The sequence below is a fragment of the Rhodococcus sp. 14-2483-1-1 genome (genome assembly GCF_002259335.1).
In the GTDB taxonomy this organism is placed as follows: Bacteria; Actinomycetota; Actinomycetes; order Mycobacteriales; family Mycobacteriaceae; genus Rhodococcoides.
Genome location: NZ_NPFX01000023.1, coordinates 92,670 through 117,880 on the forward strand (window position 1 = coordinate 92,670; position 25,211 = coordinate 117,880).

At 64.6% G+C, this 25,211-nt stretch carries 30 protein-coding genes; 13 read left to right on the forward strand and 17 right to left on the reverse strand.

Annotation, left to right across the window (positions count from 1 at the left end):
• Positions 1-24 precede the first annotated feature (24 nt).
• Entirely contained in the window at positions 25-384 is a 360-nt protein-coding gene (locus CH294_RS23700) for an NADH-quinone oxidoreductase subunit A (RefSeq protein WP_032403618.1), read from the reverse strand.
• A 291-nt stretch (positions 385-675) separates the two neighbouring features.
• Here CH294_RS23700 and CH294_RS23705 point away from each other — a divergent pair, with 291 nt between their 5' ends.
• Complete coding sequence (locus CH294_RS23705; RefSeq protein ID WP_094739219.1) at positions 676-1,389, forward strand: aquaporin; 714 nt, start codon at positions 676-678, stop codon at positions 1,387-1,389.
• Position 1,390: 1 nt separating this feature from the next.
• Here CH294_RS23705 and CH294_RS23710 read toward each other — a convergent pair whose 3' ends face one another.
• Together CH294_RS23710 and CH294_RS23715 are read right to left on the reverse strand one after the other, a co-directional pair.
• Entirely contained in the window at positions 1,391-1,840 is a 450-nt protein-coding gene (locus CH294_RS23710) for a hypothetical protein (RefSeq protein WP_094739316.1), read from the reverse strand.
• Positions 1,841-1,920: 80 nt separating this feature from the next.
• Positions 1,921-2,571: a hypothetical protein gene (locus CH294_RS23715; protein WP_094739220.1), complete on the reverse strand. Its 651-nt coding sequence runs from the start codon at positions 2,569-2,571 to the stop codon at positions 1,921-1,923.
• Positions 2,572-2,669: 98 nt separating this feature from the next.
• Between CH294_RS23715 and CH294_RS23720 the strand changes: the two genes are divergently transcribed.
• The gene (locus CH294_RS23720; RefSeq protein WP_032403235.1) at positions 2,670-2,945 is read left to right on the forward strand and encodes a hypothetical protein; all 276 of its coding nucleotides are present in this window, start codon (positions 2,670-2,672) and stop codon (positions 2,943-2,945) included.
• 20 nt (positions 2,946-2,965) lie between these two features.
• Here the strand turns inward: CH294_RS23720 and CH294_RS23725 are convergent, their stop codons facing one another.
• Positions 2,966-3,397, reverse strand: coding sequence for a hypothetical protein (locus CH294_RS23725; protein ID WP_032403234.1), 432 nt, complete (start codon positions 3,395-3,397; stop codon positions 2,966-2,968).
• Positions 3,398-3,463: 66 nt separating this feature from the next.
• Between CH294_RS23725 and CH294_RS23730 the strand changes: the two genes are divergently transcribed.
• Positions 3,464-4,255 carry a 2-phosphosulfolactate phosphatase gene (locus tag CH294_RS23730; protein ID WP_094739221.1) on the forward strand — a complete coding sequence of 264 codons (792 nt, stop codon included), beginning with the start codon at positions 3,464-3,466 and terminating at the stop codon, positions 4,253-4,255.
• 70 nt (positions 4,256-4,325) lie between these two features.
• Positions 4,326-5,069, forward strand: a complete 744-nt coding sequence (locus tag CH294_RS23735; protein WP_032403616.1) for a polyprenol monophosphomannose synthase — start codon at positions 4,326-4,328, stop codon at positions 5,067-5,069.
• Between the two features lie 18 nt (positions 5,070-5,087).
• Here CH294_RS23735 and CH294_RS23740 read toward each other — a convergent pair whose 3' ends face one another.
• Positions 5,088-5,885 (reverse strand): SDR family oxidoreductase, encoded by a 798-nt coding sequence (locus tag CH294_RS23740; protein ID WP_094739222.1) that lies wholly within the window; start codon positions 5,883-5,885, stop codon positions 5,088-5,090.
• Positions 5,882-6,556 carry a lysophospholipid acyltransferase family protein gene (locus CH294_RS23745; protein ID WP_037151464.1) on the reverse strand — a complete coding sequence of 225 codons (675 nt, stop codon included), beginning with the start codon at positions 6,554-6,556 and terminating at the stop codon, positions 5,882-5,884. The genes CH294_RS23740 and CH294_RS23745 overlap by 4 nt, the downstream gene beginning before the upstream one ends.
• Before the next feature lie 53 nt (positions 6,557-6,609).
• On the opposite strand from CH294_RS23745, the gene CH294_RS23750 reads away from it, so the two are divergent.
• The gene (locus CH294_RS23750) at positions 6,610-7,182 is read left to right on the forward strand and encodes a TetR/AcrR family transcriptional regulator (protein WP_032403230.1); all 573 of its coding nucleotides are present in this window, start codon (positions 6,610-6,612) and stop codon (positions 7,180-7,182) included.
• On the opposite strand, the gene CH294_RS23755 is transcribed toward CH294_RS23750, so the two are convergent.
• The 4 genes from CH294_RS23755 to CH294_RS23770 all read right to left on the reverse strand — a co-directional run bounded on the left by CH294_RS23755 (position 7,163) and on the right by CH294_RS23770 (position 12,531).
• Complete coding sequence (locus tag CH294_RS23755; RefSeq protein WP_249305496.1) at positions 7,163-8,449, reverse strand: pitrilysin family protein; 1,287 nt, start codon at positions 8,447-8,449, stop codon at positions 7,163-7,165. The genes CH294_RS23750 and CH294_RS23755 overlap by 20 nt on opposite strands.
• A 67-nt stretch (positions 8,450-8,516) precedes the next feature.
• Positions 8,517-10,778, reverse strand: a complete 2,262-nt coding sequence (locus CH294_RS23760; protein ID WP_032377091.1) for a polyribonucleotide nucleotidyltransferase — start codon at positions 10,776-10,778, stop codon at positions 8,517-8,519.
• 391 nt (positions 10,779-11,169) lie between these two features.
• On the reverse strand, positions 11,170-11,439 hold the full coding sequence (gene rpsO / locus CH294_RS23765) for a 30S ribosomal protein S15 (RefSeq protein ID WP_027496764.1): 270 nt from the start codon (positions 11,437-11,439) through the stop codon (positions 11,170-11,172).
• 123 nt (positions 11,440-11,562) lie between these two features.
• A complete protein-coding gene (locus CH294_RS23770; RefSeq protein ID WP_170944831.1) occupies positions 11,563-12,531 on the reverse strand; it encodes a bifunctional riboflavin kinase/FAD synthetase in 969 nt (322 codons plus the stop codon).
• Between the two features lie 211 nt (positions 12,532-12,742).
• On the opposite strand from CH294_RS23770, the gene CH294_RS23775 reads away from it, so the two are divergent.
• Genes CH294_RS23775 through CH294_RS23790 form a run of 4 tightly spaced genes read left to right on the forward strand, consistent with a single transcriptional unit; the run spans position 12,743 to position 16,048 of the window.
• Complete coding sequence (locus CH294_RS23775) at positions 12,743-13,597, forward strand: metal ABC transporter substrate-binding protein (RefSeq protein ID WP_283164525.1); 855 nt, start codon at positions 12,743-12,745, stop codon at positions 13,595-13,597.
• A complete protein-coding gene (locus tag CH294_RS23780; protein WP_094739224.1) occupies positions 13,594-14,418 on the forward strand; it encodes a metal ABC transporter ATP-binding protein in 825 nt (274 codons plus the stop codon). Before CH294_RS23775 ends, CH294_RS23780 begins: the two co-directional genes overlap by 4 nt.
• A 3-nt stretch (positions 14,419-14,421) precedes the next feature.
• A complete protein-coding gene (locus CH294_RS23785) occupies positions 14,422-15,294 on the forward strand; it encodes a metal ABC transporter permease (protein WP_094739225.1) in 873 nt (290 codons plus the stop codon).
• A gap of 1 nt (position 15,295) precedes the next feature.
• Positions 15,296-16,048, forward strand: coding sequence for a metal-dependent transcriptional regulator (locus CH294_RS23790; protein WP_052058478.1), 753 nt, complete (start codon positions 15,296-15,298; stop codon positions 16,046-16,048).
• A gap of 13 nt (positions 16,049-16,061) precedes the next feature.
• On the opposite strand, the gene truB is transcribed toward CH294_RS23790, so the two are convergent.
• The 3 genes from truB to CH294_RS23805 are packed head-to-tail and all read right to left on the reverse strand — an operon-like array spanning position 16,062 to position 18,615.
• Positions 16,062-16,994 (reverse strand): tRNA pseudouridine(55) synthase TruB, encoded by a 933-nt coding sequence (gene truB / locus CH294_RS23795; RefSeq protein WP_037151634.1) that lies wholly within the window; start codon positions 16,992-16,994, stop codon positions 16,062-16,064.
• Between the two features lie 35 nt (positions 16,995-17,029).
• The gene (gene npt / locus CH294_RS23800) at positions 17,030-17,695 is read right to left on the reverse strand and encodes a 4'-phosphopantetheinyl transferase Npt (protein ID WP_032403226.1); all 666 of its coding nucleotides are present in this window, start codon (positions 17,693-17,695) and stop codon (positions 17,030-17,032) included.
• Positions 17,692-18,615, reverse strand: coding sequence for a metallophosphoesterase (locus CH294_RS23805; protein ID WP_094739226.1), 924 nt, complete (start codon positions 18,613-18,615; stop codon positions 17,692-17,694). The genes npt and CH294_RS23805 overlap by 4 nt, the downstream gene beginning before the upstream one ends.
• 249 nt (positions 18,616-18,864) lie before the next feature.
• On the opposite strand from CH294_RS23805, the gene CH294_RS23810 reads away from it, so the two are divergent.
• From CH294_RS23810 to CH294_RS23825, 4 genes are read left to right on the forward strand one after another with little or no spacing between them, the layout of a single operon-like run.
• The gene (locus CH294_RS23810; protein ID WP_170944855.1) at positions 18,865-19,257 is read left to right on the forward strand and encodes a TOBE domain-containing protein; all 393 of its coding nucleotides are present in this window, start codon (positions 18,865-18,867) and stop codon (positions 19,255-19,257) included.
• A 16-nt stretch (positions 19,258-19,273) separates the two neighbouring features.
• Positions 19,274-20,065, forward strand: a complete 792-nt coding sequence (gene modA / locus CH294_RS23815) for a molybdate ABC transporter substrate-binding protein (RefSeq protein ID WP_170944832.1) — start codon at positions 19,274-19,276, stop codon at positions 20,063-20,065.
• Positions 20,062-20,874: an ABC transporter permease gene (locus tag CH294_RS23820; protein WP_094610530.1), complete on the forward strand. Its 813-nt coding sequence runs from the start codon at positions 20,062-20,064 to the stop codon at positions 20,872-20,874. Before modA ends, CH294_RS23820 begins: the two co-directional genes overlap by 4 nt.
• A complete protein-coding gene (locus CH294_RS23825) occupies positions 20,871-21,965 on the forward strand; it encodes an ATP-binding cassette domain-containing protein (RefSeq protein ID WP_094610531.1) in 1,095 nt (364 codons plus the stop codon). Before CH294_RS23820 ends, CH294_RS23825 begins: the two co-directional genes overlap by 4 nt.
• Here CH294_RS23825 and CH294_RS23830 read toward each other — a convergent pair.
• The 4 genes from CH294_RS23830 to CH294_RS23845 all read right to left on the reverse strand — a co-directional run bounded on the left by CH294_RS23830 (position 21,954) and on the right by CH294_RS23845 (position 25,174).
• The gene (locus CH294_RS23830) at positions 21,954-23,282 is read right to left on the reverse strand and encodes an MATE family efflux transporter (RefSeq protein ID WP_032403221.1); all 1,329 of its coding nucleotides are present in this window, start codon (positions 23,280-23,282) and stop codon (positions 21,954-21,956) included. The genes CH294_RS23825 and CH294_RS23830 overlap by 12 nt on opposite strands.
• On the reverse strand, positions 23,279-24,277 hold the full coding sequence (locus CH294_RS23835; protein WP_094610533.1) for a bifunctional oligoribonuclease/PAP phosphatase NrnA: 999 nt from the start codon (positions 24,275-24,277) through the stop codon (positions 23,279-23,281). The genes CH294_RS23830 and CH294_RS23835 overlap by 4 nt, the downstream gene beginning before the upstream one ends.
• A gap of 1 nt (position 24,278) precedes the next feature.
• Positions 24,279-24,779, reverse strand: coding sequence for a 30S ribosome-binding factor RbfA (gene rbfA, locus CH294_RS23840; protein ID WP_052058494.1), 501 nt, complete (start codon positions 24,777-24,779; stop codon positions 24,279-24,281).
• A 104-nt stretch (positions 24,780-24,883) separates the two neighbouring features.
• Positions 24,884-25,174: a DUF503 domain-containing protein gene (locus tag CH294_RS23845; RefSeq protein WP_032377081.1), complete on the reverse strand. Its 291-nt coding sequence runs from the start codon at positions 25,172-25,174 to the stop codon at positions 24,884-24,886.
• Positions 25,175-25,211 lie beyond the last annotated feature (37 nt).

The window sequence follows — 25,211 nt, forward strand, 5'->3', positions numbered from 1 at the left end:
GAACAAGCACCGTTCTTCGTCGAATCAGTCCCAACCGAGTCCGCCTCGCCGCCATTCGTAGATGTAGGCGACCGACACGTTGACGACGAACAGCGCCATGGCGACGAGCCCGAATGCTCCCAAAACGTCGAGGTGGACCGCCCACGGATAGAGAAAGACGATCTCGATGTCGAAGATGATGAACAGCATCGCGGTCAGGTAGAACTTCACCGGAAATCGTTGGCCCGTAGGCGCATGCATCGTCGGCTCGATACCGCATTCGTAGGCGTCGAATTTGGCGCGGTTGTATCGCGCGGGCCCCACCATGGTGCCGACCATCACCGAGAACACCGCGAACGCGATCGCAATGACACCGAGAACGAGAATCGGAACGTAGGCGTTCATTCGGGCATCCGCTCCCTCGATCGACGTCCGCGCCGACGCGAGGTAAATGCGACGACCGTACCAATGTGACCTGAACCACACAGTATGGGTTCGGTACGGATCTCGCGGGATTTCGAGCAGTCCAGTTTCGGTAAACCGTTGACGCGCATGGGCCGCACAGCTTCCGGCCCCGTTCATGAGTGTGACCCATATCACGTGACCTTCACATGCGGTCCATTCCACGGGCGACGACCAATCTGCGAACATTTCCGGCCGCCCGACCCGGGCTGCCGACATCACGAAGGAGACACGATGAAGTCGATTTCCGTCTCAGCGCTCGCCGCTGAGGGACTCGGCACTGCCCTGCTGGTCATTTTCGGTGTCGGCACTGCCGTCATCGCCGGAGACACCGTCGGGACCCCTGGCATCGCACTCGCGTTCGGGCTCACCTTGCTCGCCCTCGTCTACGCGATCGGCCCGATCTCCGGCTGCCACATCAACCCGGCCGTGACGATCGGAGCCCTCATAGCTCGCGCCGTCACCCCGATCAAGGCTGTGTTCTACATCGCCGCCCAGGCCGTCGGTGCAGTGATCGGCGCGCTGATCGTGCTGTTCGTCGCGTCCGGCCGTCCCGGATACGACATGCCGTCGGACGGTCTGGGCACCAATGGATTCGGCACCTCCTCGCCCGGAGAATACGGGCTGGCGTCGGTAGCGGTGTTCGAGACGATCGCGACCGGCCTGCTCGTCCTCGTCGTACTGGCCACCACGGCCCCCACCGTTCACCCCGTCGTGGCGGCCGGCATACCGATCGGCCTGACCCTGACCGTGGTCCACCTGCTTGGCATCGGAATCGATTCGACCTCGGTCAACCCTGCTCGGTCCTTCGGCCCAGCCCTCGTCGCCGGCGGTCCTGCCCTGTCACAACTGTGGGTGTTCGTGGTGTTTCCCGTGCTCGGAGCTGTCATAGCCGGCTCGATCCACCGGTTCGTGCTGACGGTGCCCGCATCGGAAAAGACGGTCTGACCTACCGCGATCGAGAGACCGGGGCACCGACGCGTACCGAGTGCTGCCTCAACAGATCGACCACTGCCCGTCCCAGCCGAATCGGATCGAGCGGATGGGGAACAGCAGCCTCGGCGCGTGACCAGTCTGCCAACCATCTGTCGTCGGGGCGTCCGATGAGAACCAGCGCCGGCGGGCACGGGTCGATCTCGTCCTTGAGCTGCTTCGCCAGGCCGAGGCCCCCGACGGGGGAGGACTCACCGTCGAGGATGACCAAGTCGACTCCGCCCGCATCCAAGTGCTCGATGACGACGGCCGCCGTAGCGACGTCCACGTAGTCGATCTCGCCGAGCGCCGGATCCGGTCGAGTTCCCACTGCAGACTTAACCTGAGCGCGAGTCTCGGCGTTGCTGCTGTAGACGAGCACCCGCACACGAGCTGGTCGATTCTCTCTCGCAGTGGCGTCGGACACACCGGCGATGCTACCGCGCGGCCGACGAGGAGGGGCCGAAACAGCCAGGGCGGAAGTGCATTCGACGTTCACAGTGTCGATCAGGATGCGATGGTGACGACCACCGCGGCGGGATTTTCCGTGGTGGTCACCGTGAACTCGGGTCGATCGGTACCCACACCGATGAACGACTGCGAGATTCCGCCGGGATCGGCCAGAAAGTCGACCGAGACCACGGCGGAACCTGCATCGTTGCGAATTCGTTCCGGCCCGGCATAATCCGCCACGCTGTCATCGGATTCCGTCGACGTGCCCGACAGGTCGACCTGCACTATCGATTTCCCGGGCACCGCGACGGGTTCACTTGTGCCGTACCGCACCGCCTCGTCGACGTACCTCACGGTGTACGACACCGGACCGTTGCCTTCCAGCCGATATTCGACGGCCGAAGCCCCTACGAACACGACATCGGTGACCCCGACCGGCGACATTCCCGGGTATCGAGCACCTTCGAGACTCGGAGGAAGCTCGTCGACGTAGGGAATCACGGCCGTCGGAGCGGCGGTGGGACCCGGAACAGCGAACGGATCTCCGACAACCAGAGAACCCGTGACCGTCGTGTAGTTCGTGCCGGCCGAGACCTCGTCGATCCCGGTGGTGACGTCGGCACCGGAGCAGCCGGCGAGCAGGACGACCAGTAGTGGCCAGGCCGCCAAGGACGCGGCCGGCTCGCTGCGGTGACCTTCGTGCATCGCCGTACCGTACCGAAGAAACCGTTCGGTTCGGTAGTGGTGCTTCGACGCGATTCGGTCACGATTGCGCCGACTGTCGATCCTGCTAGCGTCGGAGCATGGAGCCGAAAAGCTATTCGTCCGGTGAGCGTGTGTTCGGTCCACCCAACGGGACGTTCGACGCAGATTGGGCTGCGACAGCACTGCGGTCCAACCGCCCCGAATTGGATCACCCCACCTCGGTTCGGCTCGTCGAACAGGCCTGGGAGCTCCTTCGGTCACAGGGACTTCGCGGCGATGGTCTCACCCGGGCACTCGACTTGGAGCCCGAACTGGCCGCCGCGGTCTCCGCGGTCGCCACCGAGACCGCAGAGCTCTACCTCGACCCCCGGTAGTAGCTGTCGTCACACGGTCCTCAGATCGGGCGGAACTGCCCCACTGCGAAGCCGCTCACCAACACGGCAGTTCCTCCGATTTCGCCGATGATCAGCGCCACCATGAACACGTGAGTTCCCGCGACCGGGTGGACGAACTGGTTCTCGGTGTCACGCCGAATACCGTGCACGGTGTATCCGGCGATCGCGCCCACGAAGAACAGCAACACCACCGATGCCGCGGTCAGATCGACCGGCACCGGCCAGGCACTGAAATGCGCCAGGACTGCCAGCACCAGCGCGGCGAACGAGTACATCAGCGCCGCTCGGTGGGCGATGTCGACGTATCGATGCGCCGTCCCGTCCGCCGAGGTCGACATCTGGCGATATTTCAGCACCCCCAACCCCAGAGCCCACAGCAACAGAAGACCGGCCGCGAGGACGATCACCTTCGTATCCAGCTCCAACTGCATCTTCGGCTCCCCCACTCGATTACGCGCCGAAGGTAGCACCGTCGCCTGCTTTGTTACCGTTCGGCAATGCCTGTAGATCCCGGACTGTCCCAGCGCGCGCACGGAGTCAGATTCGAGTGGGGTCTCTCGGGGGCCGATGCCATCGTCGACGGGGCGGACATCGCCGTGATCGTCGACGTCCTGTCGTTCACGACGACGCTGACGGTGGCGATGGATGCGGGTATCGACGTGATTCCGTGCCGATGGCGCGACGACCGAGCTTCGCAGCTGGCCGAGGAGTTCGACGCAGTCCTCGCCGTCGGCCGTTCGGCAGGCTCTCCGGGCCGGATCAGCCTGTGCCCGGCCAGTATCCGAAACACTCCACCACCAGCCCGTCTGGTGTTGCCGTCACCCAACGGCTCCACCATCGCCTACGAACTCGCGAGCCGGGCCGGGCTGTGCATAGGCGCATCGTTGAGAAATGCCGCGGCGGTCGCAACGTGGATACGTGCCGAGAACCCGACCGCCGTGATTGCCGTCATAGCGTCAGGTGAACGGTGGCCCGACGCATCACTTCGTCCCGCAGTCGAGGACCTGTGGGGAGCGGGTGCGTTCATCGCCGAACTTCTCGATTCCGGAGCAGCCGACGCGTCTGCGGAGGCGGTGGCGGCAGCAGCGGCGTGGCGGGCCGTGAAGCAGGATGTGGCCTCCGAGCTGCTGCGATGCGCGTCCGGACAGGAATTGAACGCGATGGGGCATCCCGAGGACGTGGTGATCGCCGCCGAGACCGGCTCGAGTGGCTGCGTTCCGATTCTGCGCGACGGAATGTTCGTCGACGCAACTCGTCGACGGACGATCGCGGGTTCGACAGAGAGCTGAATCGCCGAGCCGACACGGCCAATTATGTCCGATATTTGGATCGGGACCCCTGATCACGGATCATACGGTGGTGAGTACGGAACGAGTCGCCCCGAAGACCACCGTCGTTGTACCGACGTACAACGAGCGCGAGAACCTTCCCAAGCTCGTCGAGTTGCTCGCCGGGTTGAAGGTGGAGGGGCTCGGCGTGCTGGTCGTCGACGACAATTCACCCGACGGCACCGGCGACATCGCCGACAAACTGGCCATCGACGGCCCTCTCGACATCAGTGTTCTCCACCGCACCGAGAAGAACGGACTCGGCCGCGCATACGTCGCGGGTATGACGCGGGCTCTCGACGAAGGCGCGGACATCGTGATCCAGATGGATGCCGATCTCTCGCACCCCACCGAGGTGATCCCGGCAATGATCGACAAGCTGAACACCACCGATGCGGCCGTGGTTCTCGGATCGCGATACGTTCCCGGCGGTGCCGTTGCCGCAGATTGGCCCTGGCACCGCAAAGCGCTGTCGGCCTGGGCGAACTTCTACGTCAACACGATTCTGCGACTCGGCGTCAAGGACGCGACAGCAGGATTCAAAGCATGGCACGCGCGCACCCTGCGCACCATCGATGTGGCGTCGGTCGAGAGCAACGGGTACGCGTTCCAGGTCGAGATGAACTACCGGACCGTCAAGCACGGCCTCACTCTCGCCGAGGTGCCGATCACGTTCGAGGAGCGTAGCGAGGGCGAATCCAAGATGAGCCTGTCGGTCCAGCTCGAATCGGCCTTGGTGCCGTGGAAGTTGTTGCTGGGCAAGAAGAAGCTGTAACCGGCGCACCGGCCGCCATCACGGCGTGAAGCGTCGGAATCCACCTTCGGCCCCGATGACCTGACCGGTGATCGAACCCGAATCGGGCGAGAGCAACATCGCCACGACGGCGGCGGCCTCTTCCGGTGAGTTCCACCGACCGCGCGGCATGTGACGCTCTACGGATTCGTTCAGATCTGCGCTGGCCCAGCCGGTATCGGTGGGACCCGGATTGATCGTGTTGACCGTGATGCCTCGCTCGATCACCGCATCGGCCAGGGTCGGGGTGATCGACGCGATGGCACCCTTGCTCACCGCGTAAGGAATCTCTGTCGGCATGGGCCCCTGGTCCTGGCCAGAGGTGAACAGTACGACGCGTCCACCATAGGGATGATCGACGTAGCGCCGCGCGAATTCCTGCACCAGAAGCAGAGACGCTCGCACATTCACCGCCCACGTCCGGTCGAGCGATTCCGCCGTCATCGAACCCAGATCACCCAGCTGCGACCGCGCATGGTTGACCACCAGAGAATCGATGCTGCCGAGCGTGGATTCCGCCGCGTCGAACAGGGTTGCCGGTGCCGCCGGATCCACGAAATCGATGTCGAGGTGGCCGAGCCTGTCGGTGGCGGTGGACAACTCGGCCAACACCTCCTGTGCTCCCGGTGTGCCGGCTCCCCACGGCTCGGTGATGTCGTAGCCGTCGCACGAGTGCGCAAAGACGCGGGTGCTCTCGTCACGCAACAGCCGGCGGGTGATGGCGAAACCGATTCCCTCCCGCCGACCGACGCCGGTCACGAGGACTGTTCTGCCGCGTGCGTGCGCGTCCGAGGTCATGCCGCGTCCTTGACCGTCGCGGCGTACACGTCGACGTACTCCTGCCCCGACAGGGTCGCCAGCGCTGCCATCACCTCATCGGTGGTAGCCCGCAGAATGGCTCTACTGTTCTCTCCCCCTGCGTATCTCGTGAAATCCAATGGTTCGCCGACGACCATGCGCACCTTTCCCGGACGCCACATCCTCGAACCCACCGGGTTGACTCCGAGCGTCCCGTGCATCACCACCGGCACTACGGGCGCTCCGGTCTCGATCGCCACTCTCGCCAGCCCGGTCTTGCCCTTGTACAACCGGCCGTCGGGAGATCGCGTCCCTTCCGGATACACCGCCCACACTTTCCGTTGTCGCAGAATGCTTTTCGCAGCATCGAGCGCCGGAGCAGAAGCATCCGCCCCGCGGCGGTCGACGGGAACCTGACCAGTCGCGCTGTAGAACCAACGAAGCGCCGCGCCCTTGATTCCCCGGCCGGTGAAGTACTCGCTCTTGGCAATGAACGTAACCCGGCGACGAACCAGGAGGACGAGAAAGAACGAGTCGACGACCGTGAGGTGGTTGCCGGCGATGATCACCGGTCCCGTCGTCGGGAGATTGCCTCCACCGACCACCGACGGGCGTCCGAGGATTCGGAGAATCGGGCCGATCAACACATATTTGAAGAGCAGATACCACATCGATCGATCCTCTCGGCTGGACATCGTCACGGCCGAGAGTAGACAATGTCTACGTGCCAGACAACCTTCGGACGCGGCTGATCGACGCGGGTGTACGCCTACTCGACAGCGAGGGACCGGAAGGGTTGACCATCAGAGCGGTCACTCGCGAGGCCGGCGTCTCTCACGGCGCTCCCAGGCGGTACTTTCCGACGCTGAGCGCACTCGCCGCGGCCGTGGCCCGAGTCGGCCTCGTCGATCTCGGGACCGCGCTGAATTCTGCTGCACAACAGTCGGATTCACCCAGAGATGCTGTGGATGCGATGGCGCACGCGTACGTGCAATTCGCAGCGCAGCGCCCGGCGATGTTCGCTCTCATCTTTCGACACGACCTGCTCGCCGGCTCCGGTGAGAATCTGCGACAACAGTCGCGCCCCCTCTTCGAAGCACTCACCTCGACACTCGGCACCGTCGCGCCGGAAAATCCACAGTTCACAGCGCTGAGACTGTGGACCTCCGTGCACGGAATAGCCGCGCTGCACTCCACCCGAGCATTCGAACCGATCACTGACACCTCGGCAGTGCCGGACCTGATCCGCTGTGCAGTGCGCGACGTGATCGCAGACGCTAGCGGACCAGGGACCTGACCGATGCCGGCAACTGACGAGCGTTCTTGTACGGACCGACCACCGCGGCACCGAACGGACGATCGAGCAGCACGGCGGCGACCTCGCGCACCTCGTCGTTGCCGACGCTGTCGATACGCGAGAGCGTGTCGGTGATGTCGCGGTGATTGCCGTAGTTCAGTTCGCTACGACCGATACGGTTCATCCGGGAGCCCGAATCTTCCAGGCCCAGAACCAGTCCGCCGCGCAACGAGCCCTTCGCGCGAGCACACTCCGCATCGGTGATGCCCTCGGCCGCAACCTTGGCCAAGACCTCACGAATCACCGTGGTGACCTCGCCGAGGTTCTCCGGCTGGCATCCCGCGTACACCGAGAACGCACCGCTGTCGGCAAACGTGTCCACCGAGGAGTACACCGAGTAAGCCAGTCCGCGCTCTTCCCTGATCTCCTGGAACAGGCGAGAACTGAGCCCACCGCCGACAGCCGAATTGAGCACGGACAACGCCCAGCGATGCCCTTCGTGTCGACCGAACGCCCGCACACCCAGGCACAGATGCGCCTGCTCGCTGTCACGGGTGGTCAGGCTCAACGTGGGAGCGTTGCGTAATCGTGCTGTGCCACCGCGCCTTTCGGCCGGCCGCGCACCCTTCTCCAGATGGCCGGAGAATGCGCGGCGCACGAGCGAGACGATCTGCTTTTGATCGACGTTGCCTGCGACCGCCACGACCATGCGCTGCGGGGTGTAGCGGCGAACGTGAAACGAGTGCAGTTGAGAACGGGTCATCGATTCGATGGATTCGACGGATCCGATGATCGGACGCCCGATGGGGTGATCACCGAACATCGCTTCCAGGAAGGCATCTCCCAGCAGATCCTCGGGATCGTCGTCGCGCATGGAGATCTCTTCGAGAACCACCTGCCGCTCGACGTCCACATCCGCCGATCTACACCGACCGCGAAGCACCACATCGCTGACCAAATCGATGGCGAGTGCCACGTCCTCGTCGAGCACGTGCGCATAGAAACACGTGCTCTCCTTGGAGGTGAATGCGTTCAGCTCTCCCCCGACACCGTCCATCAGTTGGGCGATCTCGAGCGCACTGCGCGTCGGCGTCGACTTGAACAGCAGATGTTCGAGGAAGTGCGCGGCTCCGGCAACACTCGGTTGCTCGTCGCGTGAGCCCACTCCGACCCACACTCCGACCGACGCCGAGCGAACGCCGGGAACGAACTCGGTGACGACCCGAAGCCCGCCGGGCAGAGTCGTGCGTTGCACGCCGGCATCGATGGCGACGTTGTCCGTAACGGCCGAACGGTACGACCCGAGGGGACGTACCGTTCGGCTCGGTTGCTTCTTACTCAGCGCTGACCTCGGCGGGTGCCTCGGGAGCGTCGGCAGGAGCAGCTGCGTTGTCGTCTTCGACGGGAACGAGGCTGATCTTGCCGCGGTTGTCGATATCGGCGATCTCGACGCGCAACTTGGATCCGACGCTCACGACGTCCTCGACCTTGTTGATGCGCTTGCCGTTACCGAGCTTCGAGATGTGCACCAGTCCGTCGCGGCCCGGGAGCAGCGAGACGAACGCACCGAAAGCCGTTGTCTTGACGACGGTTCCGAGGAATCGCTCGCCGACCTTCGGCAGCTGCGGGTTGGCGATGGCGTTGATCATGTCGATCGCGGCCTGTGCGGACGGGCCGTCCGCTGCACCGACGTAGACAGTGCCGTCATCTTCGATCGAGATGTTGGCACCGGTCTGCTCGGTGATGGAGTTGATCATCTTGCCCTTGGGCCCGATGACCTCGCCGATCTTGTCGACCGGCACCTTGATCGCGGTGACGCGAGGTGCGTACGGGCTCATCTCGTCCGGGGTGTCGATGGCCTCGGCCATGACCTCGAGGATCGTCGTGCGAGCATCCTTGGCCTGCGACAGCGCGCCGGCGAGCACCTTGGAGGGGATGCCGTCGAGCTTGGTGTCGAGCTGCAGCGCCGTGACGAAGTCCTTGGTTCCGGCGACCTTGAAGTCCATGTCGCCGAACGCATCCTCGGCACCGAGGATGTCGGTGAGGGCGACATAACGGGTCTCGCCGTCGACCTCGTCGGACACGAGGCCCATGGCGATACCCGCAACCGGGGCACGCAACGGCACACCGGCATTGAGCAGCGACAGGGTCGAGGCGCAGACCGAGCCCATCGAGGTCGAGCCGTTGGAGCTCAGCGCCTCGGAGACCTGGCGGATGGCGTACGGGAACTCTGCCTGGCTGGGCAGAACCGGCAGCAGAGCGCGCTCGGCGAGCGCGCCGTGACCGATCTCGCGACGCTTCGGCGAACCGACGCGGCCGGTCTCACCGGTGGAGTACGGCGGGAAGTTGTAATGGTGCATGTAGCGCTTGGACGTCTCGGGCCCGAGCGAATCGACCTGCTGCGCCATCTTGACCATGTCGAGGGTGGTGACGCCCAGGATCTGGGTCTCGCCGCGCTCGAAGAGAGCCGATCCGTGGGTACGCGGGATGATCGCGACCTCGGCGGACAGCGACCGGATGTCGGTGATGCCGCGACCGTCGATACGGAAGTGGTCGGTGAGGATGCGCTGGCGAACCGACTTCTTGGTCAGTGCACGGAATGCGGCACCGATCTCCTTCTCGCGGCCGGCGAAGCTGTCTCCGACCGAGGTGAGAACCTGAGCCTTGACCTCGTCGAGCTTGCTCTCGCGCTCGGCCTTGCCTGCAATGGTGAGCGCCTCGTTCAGCGGGATCTTGGCGGCGTTCTCGACGGCCTCGAAGACGTCCGACTGGTACGCCGGGAAGACCGGGTAGTCGCCGGTGGGCTTGGCGGCCTTGGACGCGAGCTCCTGCTGTGCGGTGCACAGGGCAGCGATGAAGGGCTTCGAGGCCTCGAGGCCCTCGGCGACGACTGCTTCGTTGGGGGCGGTAGCGCCACCCTCGATGAGCTCGATGACGTTCTCGGTGGCCTCGGCTTCGACCATCATGATGGCGACATCTGCGTCAGCACCGGAGCCGGAGACGATGCGACCCGCGACGACCATGTTGAACACTGCCTTCTCGAGCTGCTCGTTGGTCGGGAAGGCGACCCACTGCTTGTCGATCAGTGCGACGCGAACGCCACCGATCGGGCCGGAGAACGGCAGGCCGGCGATCTGAGTCGAGGCCGATGCCGCGTTGATCGCGACGACGTCGTACAGATCGGCGGGGTTGAGGCTCAGGACGGTGATGACGACCTGGATCTCGTTGCGCAGTCCGTCGACGAACGTCGGACGCAGCGGCCGGTCGATCAGGCGGCAGGTGAGGATGGCGTCGGTGGACGGACGGCCCTCACGGCGGAAGAACGATCCGGGGATCCGGCCCGCGGCGTACATGCGCTCTTCGACGTCGACCGTCAACGGGAAGAAATCGAATCCCTCACGGGGGTGCTTGCCTGCGGTCGTTGCCGACAGCAGCATGGTGTCCTCGTCGAGGTACGCGGCGACTGCGCCCGCGGCCTGCTGTGCGAGGCGGCCGGTCTCGAAGCGGATGGTCCGCTTGCCGAACGTGCCGTTGTCGATGATCGCAGTGGCTTCGTAGACGCCTTCTTCGACGTCCAAGGTTGTGGTTTCCGACATGTGTTCTGTTCTCGTCCTCTCGTCTTTGCCGTGCCCGCGTGGACACACCACGAGCCCTCCTGGCTGTGGCGGCATACCTGTGCCGTCCATCTCCGAGATCTCTCGGGACGCGGCTGCGCGGAGGCGGCCATCGATCGAAGCCCACCGGATCTCGTATCCGAAAGGCCACTACCGAAGACCGTCACCACGGCGTGACAGGCATACACGGCGGTGTGCGGATGCCGTGCATCCGCTTTCTCGTGCTGGCGAAACTGTTCTTGCGGTACAAACACAGATAGCCAACGAGGAACAGTCTAAGCACTGCCTCGTTGGCTACTGCACTATTGCTGCGAGTCCGGTGTACACCGGCGCGTCGAACCGTGCATCGGTGACAACCTCGCGTCGATGCGAATTATCGACGCAGACCCAGACGCTCGATGAGCGAGCGGTAGCGGGTGACGTCGACCTTGGCGATGTACTTGAGCAGACGACGACGACGTCCGACCAGCAGCAACAGGCCGCGGCGGGAGTGGTGATCGTGCTTGTGCATCTTGAGGTGCTCGGTCAAGTCGACGATGCGCTTGGTGAGCATTGCAACCTGCGCCTCGGGCGAGCCCGTGTCGGTGGGGTGCAAGCCGTACTCGCCGAGAACGGCCTTCTTCTGTTCGGTGGTCAATGCCACTGGTACTACTCCTGATCAATGACGTCCGCGTGAAAGGAAGCAACGCGTCCCGCCGAACGAACGAGCGGGATCGAAGCCGGTACAGCCGCCGCGGACCGCAGCGAGCACCGAGGGGACAGCCTATCAGGCTGTGCTCGTCGCCAGAATGGAGCGGGCACGATCGGCGTCGCGGCCCATTTCCTCCACGAGCGCTTCCATCGAATCGAATTTCTCCATCCCGCGCAGCCGCTCGACGAAATCGACCGCCACATGCTGCCCGTACAGGTCGGCCTCACCGTCGAGCACGAACGCCTCGACAGTCCTGGTACGACCCGAGAACGTGGGATTGGTGCCCACCGACACCGCGGCAGGATGTCGCTCCCCCGGCGTGACCGTCCCCATGATCGGACCCGGCCCCAGCACGGTGAACCATGCCGCGTAGACGCCGTCGGCGGGAATGGCGGAGTACATGGGCGGCGCGACATTGGCTGTCGGATAACCCATTTGGCGACCTCGGCCGTCACCGTGCACAACGACACCCTCGACGCGGTGCGGTCGCCCGAGCGCGGCAGTGGCTGCAGCGACATCACCGGCGTCCACGCACGATCTGATGTACGTCGAGGAGAACGTCACGGCGTGCTCGGCGAGCAGGTTGACTCCGTCGACTGCGAATCCGGACCGTTCGCCGATCTTGCGCAGCATCGGGACGGTACCGAGTGCCTTCTTCCCGTAGGTGAAATTCTCGCCTACGACCACTTCGGCAACGTGCAGGCGTTCGATCAGGATCTCGTGGACGTATCGCTCGGGGGTGAGTTTCATCAGCTCGGGCGTGAACGGCATGACACAGAACACGTCGATTCCCAGTTCCTCGGCGAGTTCGGCTCGCCTCGTCAGGGTCGTCAACTGAGCAGGGTGGCTCCCCGGCCGCACGACTTCCATCGGGTGAGGATCGAACGTCATGAGCACGCTGGGAACGCCGCGCTTCTTCGCAGCGGCCACCGCTCGGCCGATCAGTTGCGCGTGTCCGCGATGAACGCCGTCGAAGACGCCGATCGTGAGCACGCACCGACCCCAGTCGGCAGGTACATCGTCGAGACCTCGCCATCTCTGCACACCGCGAAGCCTACGGCCCGACGGACGCTCGGTCACTCTCGGCCAGGCGTGTCGCACTTGGCAGGTATGGACAAAAAGGTATCCCCACGGTAAATATTTCGGGGTGCCTAACTTTTTTCTTCGCACGAGTGGATTTCGCACTCGACGCGTCGTCGTGAGCTGGGTGGTGGCCGGTCTCCTGGTCGTGGCGTCGACCAGCTGTGCCCGCGCCGTGGGCGACGACGATCCGGCTGCACTCGACGACGGCAGACCGCTCGTACTGACGACGTTCACCGTCCTCGCCGACATAGCCGCGAACGTCGCCGGTGAACACCTGCGAGTGGAATCGATCACAAAACCCGGTGCGGAGATTCACGGCTACGAGCCGACCCCGGGAGACCTCCGCACTGCCGAGCAGGCCGAGCTGATCCTGGACAACGGACTCGGACTCGAATCATGGTTCGCGAAGTTCGTCGAACGTGTTCCCGCACCGCACGCCGTGGTGAGTGCGGACGTGGAGCCGGTCTACATTCGCGACGATGCCTACGCGGGAAAGGCGAACCCACACGCCTGGATGTCGCCGGTCGTCGCCGAGACCTACGTGCAGAACATCGCCGACGCGTTCGTCGCACTCGACCCCGCCAACACCGACGACTACCGAGCGAACGCGGTCGCGTACATCGGACAACTCCGCGAGGTCGGTACCGAACTCGACGCCGACCTCTCCGCACTGCCCGAACGTCAGCGTGCACTCGTCACCTGTGAAGGTGCCTTCGGCTATCTGGCCCGTGACTTCGACTTGCAGGAGGCCTACCTGTGGCCGGTCAACGCCGAGCAGGAAGGAACGCCGAAGCAGGTGGTGCGCACCATCGATTTCGTTCGCGACAACGCTGTACCCGCGGTGTTCTGCGAGTCGACCGTCTCGGACAAGGCGCAGCTGCAGGTCGCCGAGGACACCGGCGCTCGATTCGGGGGAAAGCTGTACGTCGACTCGCTGAGCGATGCGTCCGGCCCCGTACCCACATACCTGGATCTACTGCGCTACGACGCACGGTTGATCACCGACGCACTGGTAGGAGAACAATGACCCGGAAGACTGGGACCCAGCACGACAGGGCCCCGCACGAGAACGGAGCAGCGCTGACGGTCGACACCGTCAACGTGCGATACCGCGACGTCGTGGCTCTCGTCGATGCCAGCCTCACGCTTGCACCAGGGCGGGTGTGCGGGTTGGTCGGCATGAACGGATCGGGCAAGTCGACGCTGTTCAAGGCCGTCATGGGCGTGGTCAAGCCCAACTCCGGCTCGATCACCGTGTTCGGCGGCGACCCCGCCCAGGCGCGCAAAGCAGGCACTGTCAGCTATGTGCCCCAGGCGGAATCGGTCGACTGGACGTTCCCGATCAGTGTGCGGGACGTGGTGATGATGGGCCGATACGGAAAGCAGAATCTTCTCCGTACTCCTCGAGCGGCCGATCGGCGCGCCGTCGACGAGGCCCTGCAGCGCGTCGACCTCGCCGATCTCGCGAACCGACAGATCGGCCAGCTCTCGGGTGGCCAACGCAAGCGCGCGTTTGTTGCCCGCGCCATTGCCCAGGAGGCGTCTTTGCTGTTGCTCGACGAGCCTTTCGCCGGAGTGGACAAGAAGACCGAGGCAACCATTACCCGGCTGCTGCGCGAACTCGCAGCAGACGGTGCATCGGTTCTCGTGTCCACCCATGATCTGCATGCCCTGCCGGACCTGTGCGACGAGGCGATCCTGCTCCAACAGCGGGTGCTGATGCACGGCAGTCCGGTCGAGGTACTTCGCCCCGAGAACCTCGCTCTGGCATTCGGCATAGATCCGACGAGGATCGACGAGCTGGGCGCAGGTTCTTTACGACCGGCCCGAACCTCGGAAGCGAGCTGAACCGTGTACGTGATCGACTTTTTCGTGGACCCACTCGAATACACCTTCATGCAACGCGCGCTCCTGGTGACCGTCACCGCCTCGATCGTGTGCGCGGTGCTGAGCTGTTGGCTCGTCCTCATCGGCTGGTCCCTGATGGGCGACGCGGTCTCGCACGCCGTTCTGCCCGGTGTCGCGTTGTCGTATCTGCTCGGTGCACCGTTCGCGATCGGAGCGCTGCTGTTCGCTCTCATCGCGGTCGGTGCCATCGGAGTCGTCCGCAACACCACCATCGTCAAGGAGGACGCTGCGATCGGCGTCGTCTTCACCACCTTGTTCGCGCTCGGCGTCGTCCTGATCTCGAAGTTTCCCAGCCAGATCGACCTCAATCACATCCTGTTCGGCAATCTGCTGGGCGTCTCGCAGGCCGACATGGTGCAGGTGTTCGTCCTGGGTGGAATCGCGCTGACCGTCATGATCGTCAAGCGTCGCGACTTCACGCTCTTCGCCTTCGACCGCACCCAGGCACGCGCCGTCGGAATCAATCCCACGGTGATCTCGGCCGTGATGCTGACCCTGCTGGCGCTGACCACCGTGGTTGCACTCCAGGCCGTCGGAGTGATTCTCGTCGTCGCGATGCTCATCACTCCCGGCGCGTCGGCGTACCTGCTCACACACAGCTTCGGCCGCATGCTCGTGCTGGCACCGCTGATCTCGGTGGGGTGCGCGCTGGTGGGGATCTATGCCAGCTTCTACCTCGACGTGTCCTCGGGAGGCAGCGTCGTGCTCACCCAGGGACTCGTCTTCGTGCTTGCCTACCTGCTGAGCCCATCACAGGGCATCGTCGTCCGCGCCCTGCGACAACGCCGACAGGTGCCGGCTGCTCCGGCCGGGTGAGATGTCTTTTTCCATTGGATTGCCTAAGCTCGGCGGCGTGGCGCAACAAAGAACCGATCCCGCACCGGCCGACGAGGGCGTCCAGCTGTCCGCGGTTGCGCAGGACTATCTCAAGGTCATCTGGACGGCCAGCGAATGGAGCGAGGACTCCGTCAGCACCAAGATGCTCTCCGAGCGCATCGGCGTCTCCGCCTCGACGGTGTCCGAGGCGATTCGCAAGCTCGCCGATCAGGGCATGGTCGACCACGCCCGCTACGGAGCCATTTCCTTGACCGAGAAAGGTCGCCTGGCTGCCATCGGCATGGTGCGTCGGCACCGGCTGATCGAGACCTATCTGGTCCGCGAACTGGGCTACGGCTGGGACGAAGTGCACGACGAGGCGGAGATTCTCGAACACGCCGTCTCGGACCTGATGATGGACCGGATCGACGCCAAATTGGGCCACCCCGAACGCGATCCGCACGGAGATCCGATTCCGTCGGTCGACGGTGCGATCGAGACTCCGTCCGCGACCCGCCTGAGCGAGTACCTCGACGGACAGTCCGGCCGAGTCGCCAGAATCTCCGACTCCGATCCTGCGATGCTTCGCTACTTCGATTCGGTCGGTATCACGCTCGACCTGCCGATCACGGTGATCGAACGACGTGACTACGCCGGCACGGTTGCCATCGAACTCGCGCGGGACGATGCCACGGACTCCATCGACCTGGGCCATCGCGCCGCCGAGGCGATCTGGATGGTTCCCGCGAACTGATTGCCGGGCCGGTTCAGTGCCCGCGCAAGGTCGCGGGCCGCACGACCATGACCGAACTGGCCCGCTTGCCCTTCTCCTGAAGCAGAGCAATGGTGTGACCGGTCGGATCGACGGCTGCGTACACCCCATCGATTCCGATCGGATCCAGCCACCGGCCCTGGCTCAGTGATTCCGCCTCGCCTGCATCGATCTGCCGGTGCGGAAAAGCGGTGCGTGCGGCCTCGTCGATATCGAGACTGACGGCCGGATCCTCGGCCAACTCCTCGAGTGTCCGCGCATGCTCGAGGGTGAAGGGACCGACGCGTGTGCGGCGCAGCACGGTCAGGTGACCGCCGACGCCCAGCGCCGCACCGAGATCTCGCGCCAGCGCGCGCACGTACGTCCCCGACGTGCACTCCACCTCCACATCGAGGTCGACGAAGGTGGCTTCGTGTTCGACGACATCACGCCTGGCCGTCACATCGAATCGGGTGACACTGACTTTCCGGGCGGCAAGGGTGAACTCCTCGCCGGCTCGAGACAGCTTGTGCGCTCGCTGTCCGTCGACCTTGATGGCACTGACACTCGCCGGCACCTGCTCGATGTCACCGGTCAACGCCGAGATCGCGGTCGCGATGTCCGCATCGGAGAGGTGCGAGGCCGAGACATCCGCCAGAACGTCACCCTCGGCGTCGTCAGTCGTCGTACTGCGGCCGAGCCGCACCGTCGCGGTGTACGACTTGGTGGTCAGTGAGAGCAGCCCGAGCATCTTGGTCGCCCGCTCCACACCGAGCACCAGCACTCCGGTCGCCATGGGGTCGAGAGTTCCCGCATGGCCGACCTTTCTGGTGCGCAACAGTTTTCGACACGACGCCACGACATCGTGACTCGTCACGCCCGGTCCTTTGTCGACCACCAATAAGCCGGCACCGACGAGACCGGACGAAATCTTTTCGCGAGCACTCACGAGAGAGCATTGTGCCAGGCGCGACCAGCCGGTCGTCACATCACCGAGATTGCCGTCATCACCAGTCCGTTGGCCACCATCCATCGACCGTCGAACGACGTCAGAGGAGGCCCGGAGACGGTATCGCCGGGCACCAGCAGTTCGGATCTGAACGTCCCGGAGATGTCGTCACCGGAGCCGGTGCGCTCGAAGGTGATGTGCGCGTCCTCGAAACCGAGCCACCGTCCGGTCAACGGCTCCCAGGCCTTGTACGTCGCTTCCTTGGCGCAGAACAACACTCGATCCCAGTGCACGTCCTCGCGGCCCGCGGTCGCGAGCCAGTCTCGCTCTGCCTCCAGGCTCACCGCCTCCAGCACACCGTCGGGTAGAGGCCCGTGCGGCTCGGCGTCGATGCCGACCGATCGCACCTGCATCGAATAGGCCAATACGGCACCGCGATAACCGTCGCAGTGCGTCAACGATCCGACCACACCCTTCGGCCACTGTGGCGCACCGGATTTGCCTCGCATGATCGGTGCGGGCTCCACGCCCAGCTTTCCCATCGCCACTCGAGCACAGTGCCGAGCCGAGGTGAACTCACGCTTGCGCTTGTCCACAGCCTTGGCGACCAACGGGGCTTCGAGTGGATGGGGCACCAAGTCCGGTGGGTCGACGAACAGTTCGGCCGAGACCACACCGTTCGGAAGTATGGATTCGATCACTTGCCCGCCCTCATCTTCTCTACTTCTGCTTCCATCTCGGGAGTCACGGTGAAGTGCCCGCCCCATTTGTTCAACGACCCCGGCGGATACTCGGGAACCGGAAGAATTTGCCGCAGAACGTTCTTCGGCAGTCCACGGCGCTGCCACTCGCGCGGGTAGCCCACCGACACCTCCTCGAAGCGAACGCCGTCGTAGTAGGTGGTACGCGGAATGTGCAGGTGCCCGTACACCGAGCAGATCGCGTTGTACCTCGTGTGCCAATCCGCCGTGAGAGTCGACCCGCACCACAGCGCGAACTCCGGGTAGAAGAGCACCTCGGTCGGCTGACGGACCATCGGAAAGTGGTTGATCAGCACCGTGGGAACGGTTGTATCGAGGGCATCGAGCCGGTCACGAGTGGAGTCGATGCGCGCATGGCACCACGCATCCCGCGTGGCATACGGCTGCGAGGACAGCAGAAATTCGTCCGTGGCGACGACGTTCTTCTCTCGCGCGATCGCCAGCCCGTGCTCCTTGTCCCGAGCTCCCTGCGGCAGGAAGGTGTAGTCGTACAGCAGAAACATCGGCACTATCGTCGCCGGACCACCCTCTCCCTCCCACAGCAGGTACGGATCCTCCGGAGTGACGACGTCGATCTCACGGCACAGGTTGACCAAGTACTCGTATCGGGCTGCTCCGTGGATCTGGACGGGATCTTTCACCGTCGTCCACAGCTCGTGGTTTCCGGGAACCCAGATGACCTTCGCGAAACGACTGCGCAGCAGTTCGAGCGCCCACTTGATGTCGTCGGTCTTCTCCGACACGTCACCGGCCACGATCAGCCAGTCGTCGGGAGACTCGGGGAAGATGTCCTCGGTGACGGGCTTGTTGCCCCGATGTCCGACGTGAATGTCGCTCACTGCCCACAGCTTCGCTGCCACTGATGACCCCTTCCGATCCGTTCGGCCGTCGACGTCGAGTCGCCGAACCGTCCGAGAACGTATCAACGCTCAATCCTCCACGGAGATTCCGCGGCGCATCCAGGCGGGGTGAAGCGGTAGCTCCCGTCATGACCGACGGTCCCGGCCGCACTGGAGGCAATCCGCTCGTCGTAACCGCAGATTCGGGTATATGGTGCCTTTCATGACTTTTTTGCGGACGACCAAGACAGCGCGGGTGTCGCGATGACGGTGCCTCCGGTCCGCATTCGAGACGCTGCCGCACTGCTCGGCGTCAGTGACGACACCGTGCGGAGGTGGATCGACGGCGGCACACTCGCCTCGTTCGAGGACGAGACAGGGCGCAAGGTGATCGCCGGCAGTGACCTCGCCGCTTATGCCCGCCAGCATGCCGCGCCCCCACCCGAAGTGGCCTCCGGCGGCAGTTCTGCCCGCAACCGACTGGTCGGGCTCGTCACCGGGTTCGTCTCGGACACGGTGATGAGCGAGGTCACCATGCAGTGTGGGCCCTTTTCCATCGTGTCCCTGATGAGTACCGAGTCCGTTCGTGAACTCGGACTGGAGCCGGGCAAGGTGACCGTCGCGGTCGTCAAAGCCACCACGGTCATCGTCGAGACACCCTAGATCGCAGGAGATTTCAGTGCAGACACTCAGACCGGCATTCGTGGCTCTCGTTGCCGTCACTCTTGTCCTCACCGGATGCGACAGGGCATCCGAATCCGGTGCCTCCGATCCGGCCGCGACCGGCAATACCGTCGGGGGTGACATCACCGTCTTCGCCGCAGCATCCCTGCGAGCGACGTTCACCGAACTGGGTACGCGCTTCGAGGCCGAGCACCCCGGCACCTCGGTCGAGTTCAGCTTTGCCGGATCCTCCGATCTGGCCACGCAGCTGATCTCCGGCGCACCCGCCGATGTCTTCGCCTCCGCGGATACGAAGAACATGACGAAGGCGGTCGACGCCGGCGTGGTGGCAGGTGATCCCGTCGACTTCGCCTCGAACACCCTGACCATCGTCACCGCGCCGGGCAACCCGGATCGCATCACGTCGTTCGCCGATCTGGCGAACCCCGACATTCTGACGGTGATCTGTGCACCTCAGGTGCCGTGCGGTGCGGCGACGGCAGCCGTGGAAGCCGCGACCGGCACGGACATCCCGGCGGTGAGCGAGGAATCGTCGGTCACCGATGTACTGGGCAAAGTCACGTCGGGTCAAGCCGATGCCGGGCTGGTGTACGTCACAGACGCAGCAGGGTCGGGTGACTCCGTGACAGCAGTGCCGTTCGCGGAATCGAGCGAAGCCGTCAACACCTATCCGGTTGCGACACTGAATGGGTCCGAGAACGACGCCACCGCTCGCGCGTTCGCCGAGTTCGTCACCGGACCGGTCGGCCGAGACGTCCTCGCCCGAGCCGGCTTCGCCGCTCCGTGACCGTACGCGTCGCCGATGGCGGGCGATCGGCGGTAGGGGTACCGCTGTGGATCTTCGTTCCGGCGACCGTCGGCGCGCTGGTCGTCGTGGCACCCCTTGCCGCGATGTTCACCCGCATCGACTGGTCGAACTTCGTCGGTCTCGTCACCTCGGAGTCTGCGGTCGCAGCGCTGGTCCTGAGCCTGAAGACGGCCACAGCCAGTACGGTGATGTGCGTGCTGCTGGGTGTACCGATGGCAATCGTGCTCTCCCGCAGCACTGTTCGTGGCCTGTCGGTACTCCGCTCCCTGGTCGTACTCCCTCTGGTCCTGCCTCCGGTGGTCGGCGGTATCGCGTTGCTCTACACATTCGGCCGTCAAGGCCTGCTCGGCGAACATCTCGAAGCGTTCGGAATCCGAATCGCGTTCACCACCTCCGCCGTCGTGTTGGCGCAGGTGTTCGTGTCGCTGCCGTTTCTCGTCGTGAGCGTCGAAGGCGCACTGCGTACGGCCGGAAGTCGCTACGACGTGGTTGCGGCGACTCTGGGGGCAACGCCGACCACTGTTCTACGCCGCGTCACCGTTCCCTTGATCTTGCCTGGATTGATATCCGGTACCGTTCTCGCGTTCGCACGCGCACTCGGCGAATTCGGAGCGACCTTGACCTTCGCGGGCTCGCTCGAAGGAGTCACCCGAACCCTGCCGCTGGAGATCTATCTACAGCGCGAGGCCGATCCCGATGCCGCGGTGGCGCTGTCGCTGGTGCTGATCCTGGTTGCTGCCGTCGTCGTCGTCACCGCGCGCGGTACTCGATCGTCGGGTTCGCTGTGAGCTCGCTGCACGTTCGCGCCACTGTCGATGTCCGCGGCGTCGACATCGAACTCGACGTCGAAGAGGGTGAGACGGTCGCCGTCCTCGGCCCCAACGGGGCCGGCAAATCGACACTGCTGGAGCTGGTGTCGGGGTCGGTGGTGCCCGACGACGGCATCGTCCGACTCGGCGAGGACACGTTGACCGACACCTCGTCGAAGACCTTCGTTCCGATCCACGCGCGAGGTGTTGCCACTCTCGCGCAGGACGCACTCCTGTTTCCCCACATGGACGCTCGAACGAACGTCGCCTTCGCGCCGCGGAGCGCGGGTGAGAGCCGAGCGTCCTCGAAGACTGTGGCCGATACGTGGCTGGCCGCGGTAGGAGCCTCTCATCTGGCCGACCGTCGCCCGGACCAATTGTCCGGTGGCCAAGCCCAACGCATAGCGATCGCACGCGCTCTTGCCGCCGATCCTCGACTACTGCTGCTCGACGAACCCCTTGCGGCGTTGGACGTCGAGACAGCACCGGCGCTCCGCAGAGTGCTGCGATCGGTAGTGCGCGACAGGTCCCGCACGGCGCTGATCGTCACCCACGATCTGCTCGACGTCGTCGCGTTGGCCGATTCCGTCGCGATCGTCGACGGCGGGCGCGTGGTGGAGCGGGGCTCGGTTGCCGAGGTACTCGCGGCTCCCCGAAGCGAATTCGGTGCCCGAATCGCCGGAGTCAACCTGCTCTCCGGCCGTGCGGCCGACGCCGACGGCACGACCGCACTGACCACGAGCTGGGGCTTGACGGTCCACGGATCAGGGCAACACGTCACCGGGACGTCGCTGGTCGCGGTCTTCTCCCCCGCCGCTGTCTCGGTGCACCCGACAGCCCCCCATGCCAGCCCACGGAACGTTTTCGAGGTCGTGATCGACGAGATGGAGGTGCAGGGCTCCGGCATTCGCGTCCGATCTCGTCCGCATCCCGACGGCTCGCCCGGAATGGCCGCCGACATCACCCCCGCAGCGGTCTCCGATCTGGGGCTCGAGCCGGGGCGCAGCGTGTATTTCGTGGTGAAGAGCCTCGAAGTTGCTCTGCATCCCGCGTTGCCGTCACCGTCGTAATTGACGATCGCTGCCGATCACCAGCCACTTACCGGACAGCACTCGTCCGGCCACCGCGAGCATGCGCAAGGCGACGAAAACACCGAGTCCGATCCAGATCCCCACCAAGCCCCAGTCGAAGACCAGAGCGGACCAGATGAACGGCAGGAACCCCACGACGGCACATGCCATGGTGGCGTTCCGCAGGAACGCTGCATCGCCACTGCCGAGCAGCACTCCGTCCAACGCGAACACCACGCCGGCAATGGGAATGATCGCCACGAAGATCCACCAGATCGCATGCATCTGATCGACGACCGACGCATCGGTGGTGAACAGGCCTGGGACGAACGAACGCCCGACGGCGAACACACCGGCCAGGACCACGGCGAATACGGTCGACCATGCCGTCAAGCGCCATGCCAGTGCGCGCGCATCCTCGGTTCGGCCGGCACCCAACGCAGCCCCGACGAGGGTCTGCGCGGCAATTGCCAACGAATCGAGCATGAGTGACACCAGGTTCCACATGTGCAGCACCACCTGGTTCGCGGCGACCGAGGCGGCCCCGAATCTCGACGCGACCGCGGCTGCAGAGAGGAAGCAGGCCTGAAACGCGAGGCTGCGCACGATGAGATCGCGACCGAGTACCAACTGCGCACGCATCACCGACCATCGCGGACGCAGTTCGGTGCTTTCTCGAACCACTGCGACGACGAACAATGCACCGGCGACGCCCTGACCGATCACGTTGGCCACAGCCGATCCGACCAGCTCCAATCGTGGGAATCCGAACAACCCGTGAACCAGAAGCGGGCACAGTACCGCCGACACACCGAAGCCGAGCACAACGAAACGTAGCGGTGTCACGGTGTTCTGAACACCGCGCATCCACCCGTTTCCGGCCAACGAGATCAGGATGAACGGCACACCCAACAGCGCGATGCGCAGCCACGCGATCGCCTCGGCGGCGATGTCGCCACCTCCGGTCAAGACCGACACCACAGGCTCGGCCGCGAGTTGCACGACCGCCACGATGACGACCCCGAGCCCGAATGCCAACCAGGTTGCTTGAACCCCCTCGCCTACGGCGTCGTGTTCGCGCCCGGCACCGTGCATACGAGCGGCTCGGGCAGTCGTGCCATAGGACAGGAAGGTCAACTGGGTGCTGACCTGTGCGAGTACCAAACCACCGATTGCCAAGCCGGCGAGCGCCAGGGCGCCGAGTCGGCCGACCACCGCGGCATCGAACAACAGGTAGAGAGGCTCTGCGGCGAGGACGCCGAGAGAGGGAAGGGACAAGCCGAGTATTCGACGAGCAGTGACCGGCGAGGAACTCACGACGTGGACAAGGCTCCGCGCAGAGCGTCGATCACATCGCCGAGTTCACCGGTCGCGGTGTAGCCGGCCGCGTTGCGGTGTCCGCCACCTCCGAGGGCACACGCCACCGCCGACACATCCACCTCGGTCTTGGACCGCAACGACACCACCCAGACCGTGCCGAAGTCCTGCTGCTTGAGCACGGCAGCCACTTCGGCTTCGGACGTGGTGCGGACGATGTCGATGACACTCTCGATCTCTTCCGACCGCAATCCGGCCGCGTCTTCACTGCGGATGACCGCGTACACCAACCCGCGCCCGTCGGCCGCCTCGGGAATCAACGATGCCGAACCGAGCACCGACCCGAGCATCGGCAGCCACTCGAACGGGTGAGTATCGAGCAGCTTGCGCGCGATGTGTGCGCCGTCGATCCCCGTCGCCAGCAGTCGCTCGGCCAGCAGATGCGAACCCGGGCGAACCCATCGGAACGAACCGGTGTCGGTGACCAGGCCGGCGAACAGCAGGTGCGCCAGATCGGCGTCGATCTCGACACCCCACTGGTCGAACAGCCGCGCGATCACAGCAGTCGTCGACTCCGCTGACGCATGCACCACGTTGACCGTTCCGAATCGGGTGTTGCTGCGGTGATGATCGATGACGAGGCTGGTCGACGCAGAATCGAGCCGGTCACCCAACGACCCCAGCCGGCCCCGACTTCCGGCGTCGACCGTGACGACCAGATCCACCGTGTCGGCCACCTTGTCGGCGTCGACCAGCAGGTGCCGGCCGGGCAGCTCGTTCATCGACTCGGGCAGAAAAGCCGGCGCTGCGAAGGCCACTTGCACATCGGTGCCACGACGTTCGAGTACCGAGCCGAGCGCCAGCCCGCTACCGATCGTGTCTGCGTCGGGCTGCACATGGCACAGAACGGTCACCGAGGATGCACGTTCGAGCATCTCGATCGCCCGCGCCAGATCCTCGTCCTGCTGCGACTCTGCCCCCGAACCATCGGACATGTCAGTCGGCTTCGGCTGGCTCGACGTCTGCAGGAGTGGAGCCTGCGGAATGACCATCCAAGTCTGCGACTTCGCGCGGAGCTTTGTACGGGTCCGGGTCTCCGGCAGGTTTGGCGTTCGCACGCGCACGGGCCAGTTCCTCGTCGGCCACGCGGGCGCGTTCGAGAAGGTCTTCCATGTGGCGCGCGGTGTCGGGCACCGTGTCGGTCACGAACGTCAAGGTCGGTGTGTACCGCACACCCGTTCCGGCTCCGACCTTCGAGCGCAGCACACCCTTGGCCTTCTCCAGTCCTGCCGCGGCAGCCTGCAGGTCGGGCGGAGTATCGAGGTCTTCACCCATCACGGTGTAGTACACCGTGGCGTCGTGCAGGTCAGCGGTGACTTTGGTGTCGGTGATGGTCACGAACGCGAGCCGCGGATCTTTGATCTCGTGATCGATCGCCGTCGCAACGATGGCAGCGATTCGCTTGGACAACTTACGAGCCCTGGCCTGATCCACCACGACAATCACACTCCTCTTTCATGGCCGGACGTCGACCGAAGTGCGACGTCCCGGCGGCTGCGTTGTACACGCCTGCCGAACAGTGCTCGACAGGACTTCCCGAATCAATCCTCGGGTCCGAATATTCTCCGACGTACTGCCAACAATTCCAGATCGTGGCGTTCGGCGACGTGCCGTTCGCATTCGTCCAGCTTGTCGTGCAGCAGGTCCACATCGGTACCAGCGGCCGCGACTCCCAGCAACGACCGTCGAATACGTTCTCGTTCACCGGTTTCCGCAGCCGACACTCCCAGCCTTTGCAGATCACCCAGTACCGGTTCCATCATCGACCGCTTCTCGGCCAGCGAACGTACGTCCCCCAACAACACGTCCAACTCCAGAGCACCCAGATACACGCTGACGTCCTTCGATCGGCTCCGACGACAAAGCCGG

Excerpts from the sequence above, each read along its gene's own strand:
- CH294_RS23700 (WP_032403618.1), bottom strand. The coding sequence starts at position 384 with ATGAACGCCTACGTTCCGATTCTCGTTCTCGGTGTCATTGCGATCGCG.
- CH294_RS23705 (WP_094739219.1), top strand. The coding sequence starts at position 676 with ATGAAGTCGATTTCCGTCTCAGCGCTCGCCGCTGAGGGACTCGGCACT.
- CH294_RS23715 (WP_094739220.1), bottom strand. The coding sequence starts at position 2,571 with ATGCACGAAGGTCACCGCAGCGAGCCGGCCGCGTCCTTGGCGGCCTGG.
- CH294_RS23720 (WP_032403235.1), top strand. The coding sequence starts at position 2,670 with ATGGAGCCGAAAAGCTATTCGTCCGGTGAGCGTGTGTTCGGTCCACCC.
- CH294_RS23725 (WP_032403234.1), bottom strand. The coding sequence starts at position 3,397 with ATGCAGTTGGAGCTGGATACGAAGGTGATCGTCCTCGCGGCCGGTCTT.
- CH294_RS23730 (WP_094739221.1), top strand. The coding sequence starts at position 3,464 with ATGCCTGTAGATCCCGGACTGTCCCAGCGCGCGCACGGAGTCAGATTC.
- CH294_RS23740 (WP_094739222.1), bottom strand. The coding sequence starts at position 5,885 with ATGACCTCGGACGCGCACGCACGCGGCAGAACAGTCCTCGTGACCGGC.
- CH294_RS23745 (WP_037151464.1), bottom strand. The coding sequence starts at position 6,556 with ATGTGGTATCTGCTCTTCAAATATGTGTTGATCGGCCCGATTCTCCGA.
- CH294_RS23760 (WP_032377091.1), bottom strand. The coding sequence starts at position 10,778 with ATGTCGGAAACCACAACCTTGGACGTCGAAGAAGGCGTCTACGAAGCC.
- CH294_RS23780 (WP_094739224.1), top strand. The coding sequence starts at position 13,594 with ATGACCCGGAAGACTGGGACCCAGCACGACAGGGCCCCGCACGAGAAC.
- CH294_RS23790 (WP_052058478.1), top strand. The coding sequence starts at position 15,296 with ATGTCTTTTTCCATTGGATTGCCTAAGCTCGGCGGCGTGGCGCAACAA.
- CH294_RS23835 (WP_094610533.1), bottom strand. The coding sequence starts at position 24,277 with ATGTCCGATGGTTCGGGGGCAGAGTCGCAGCAGGACGAGGATCTGGCG.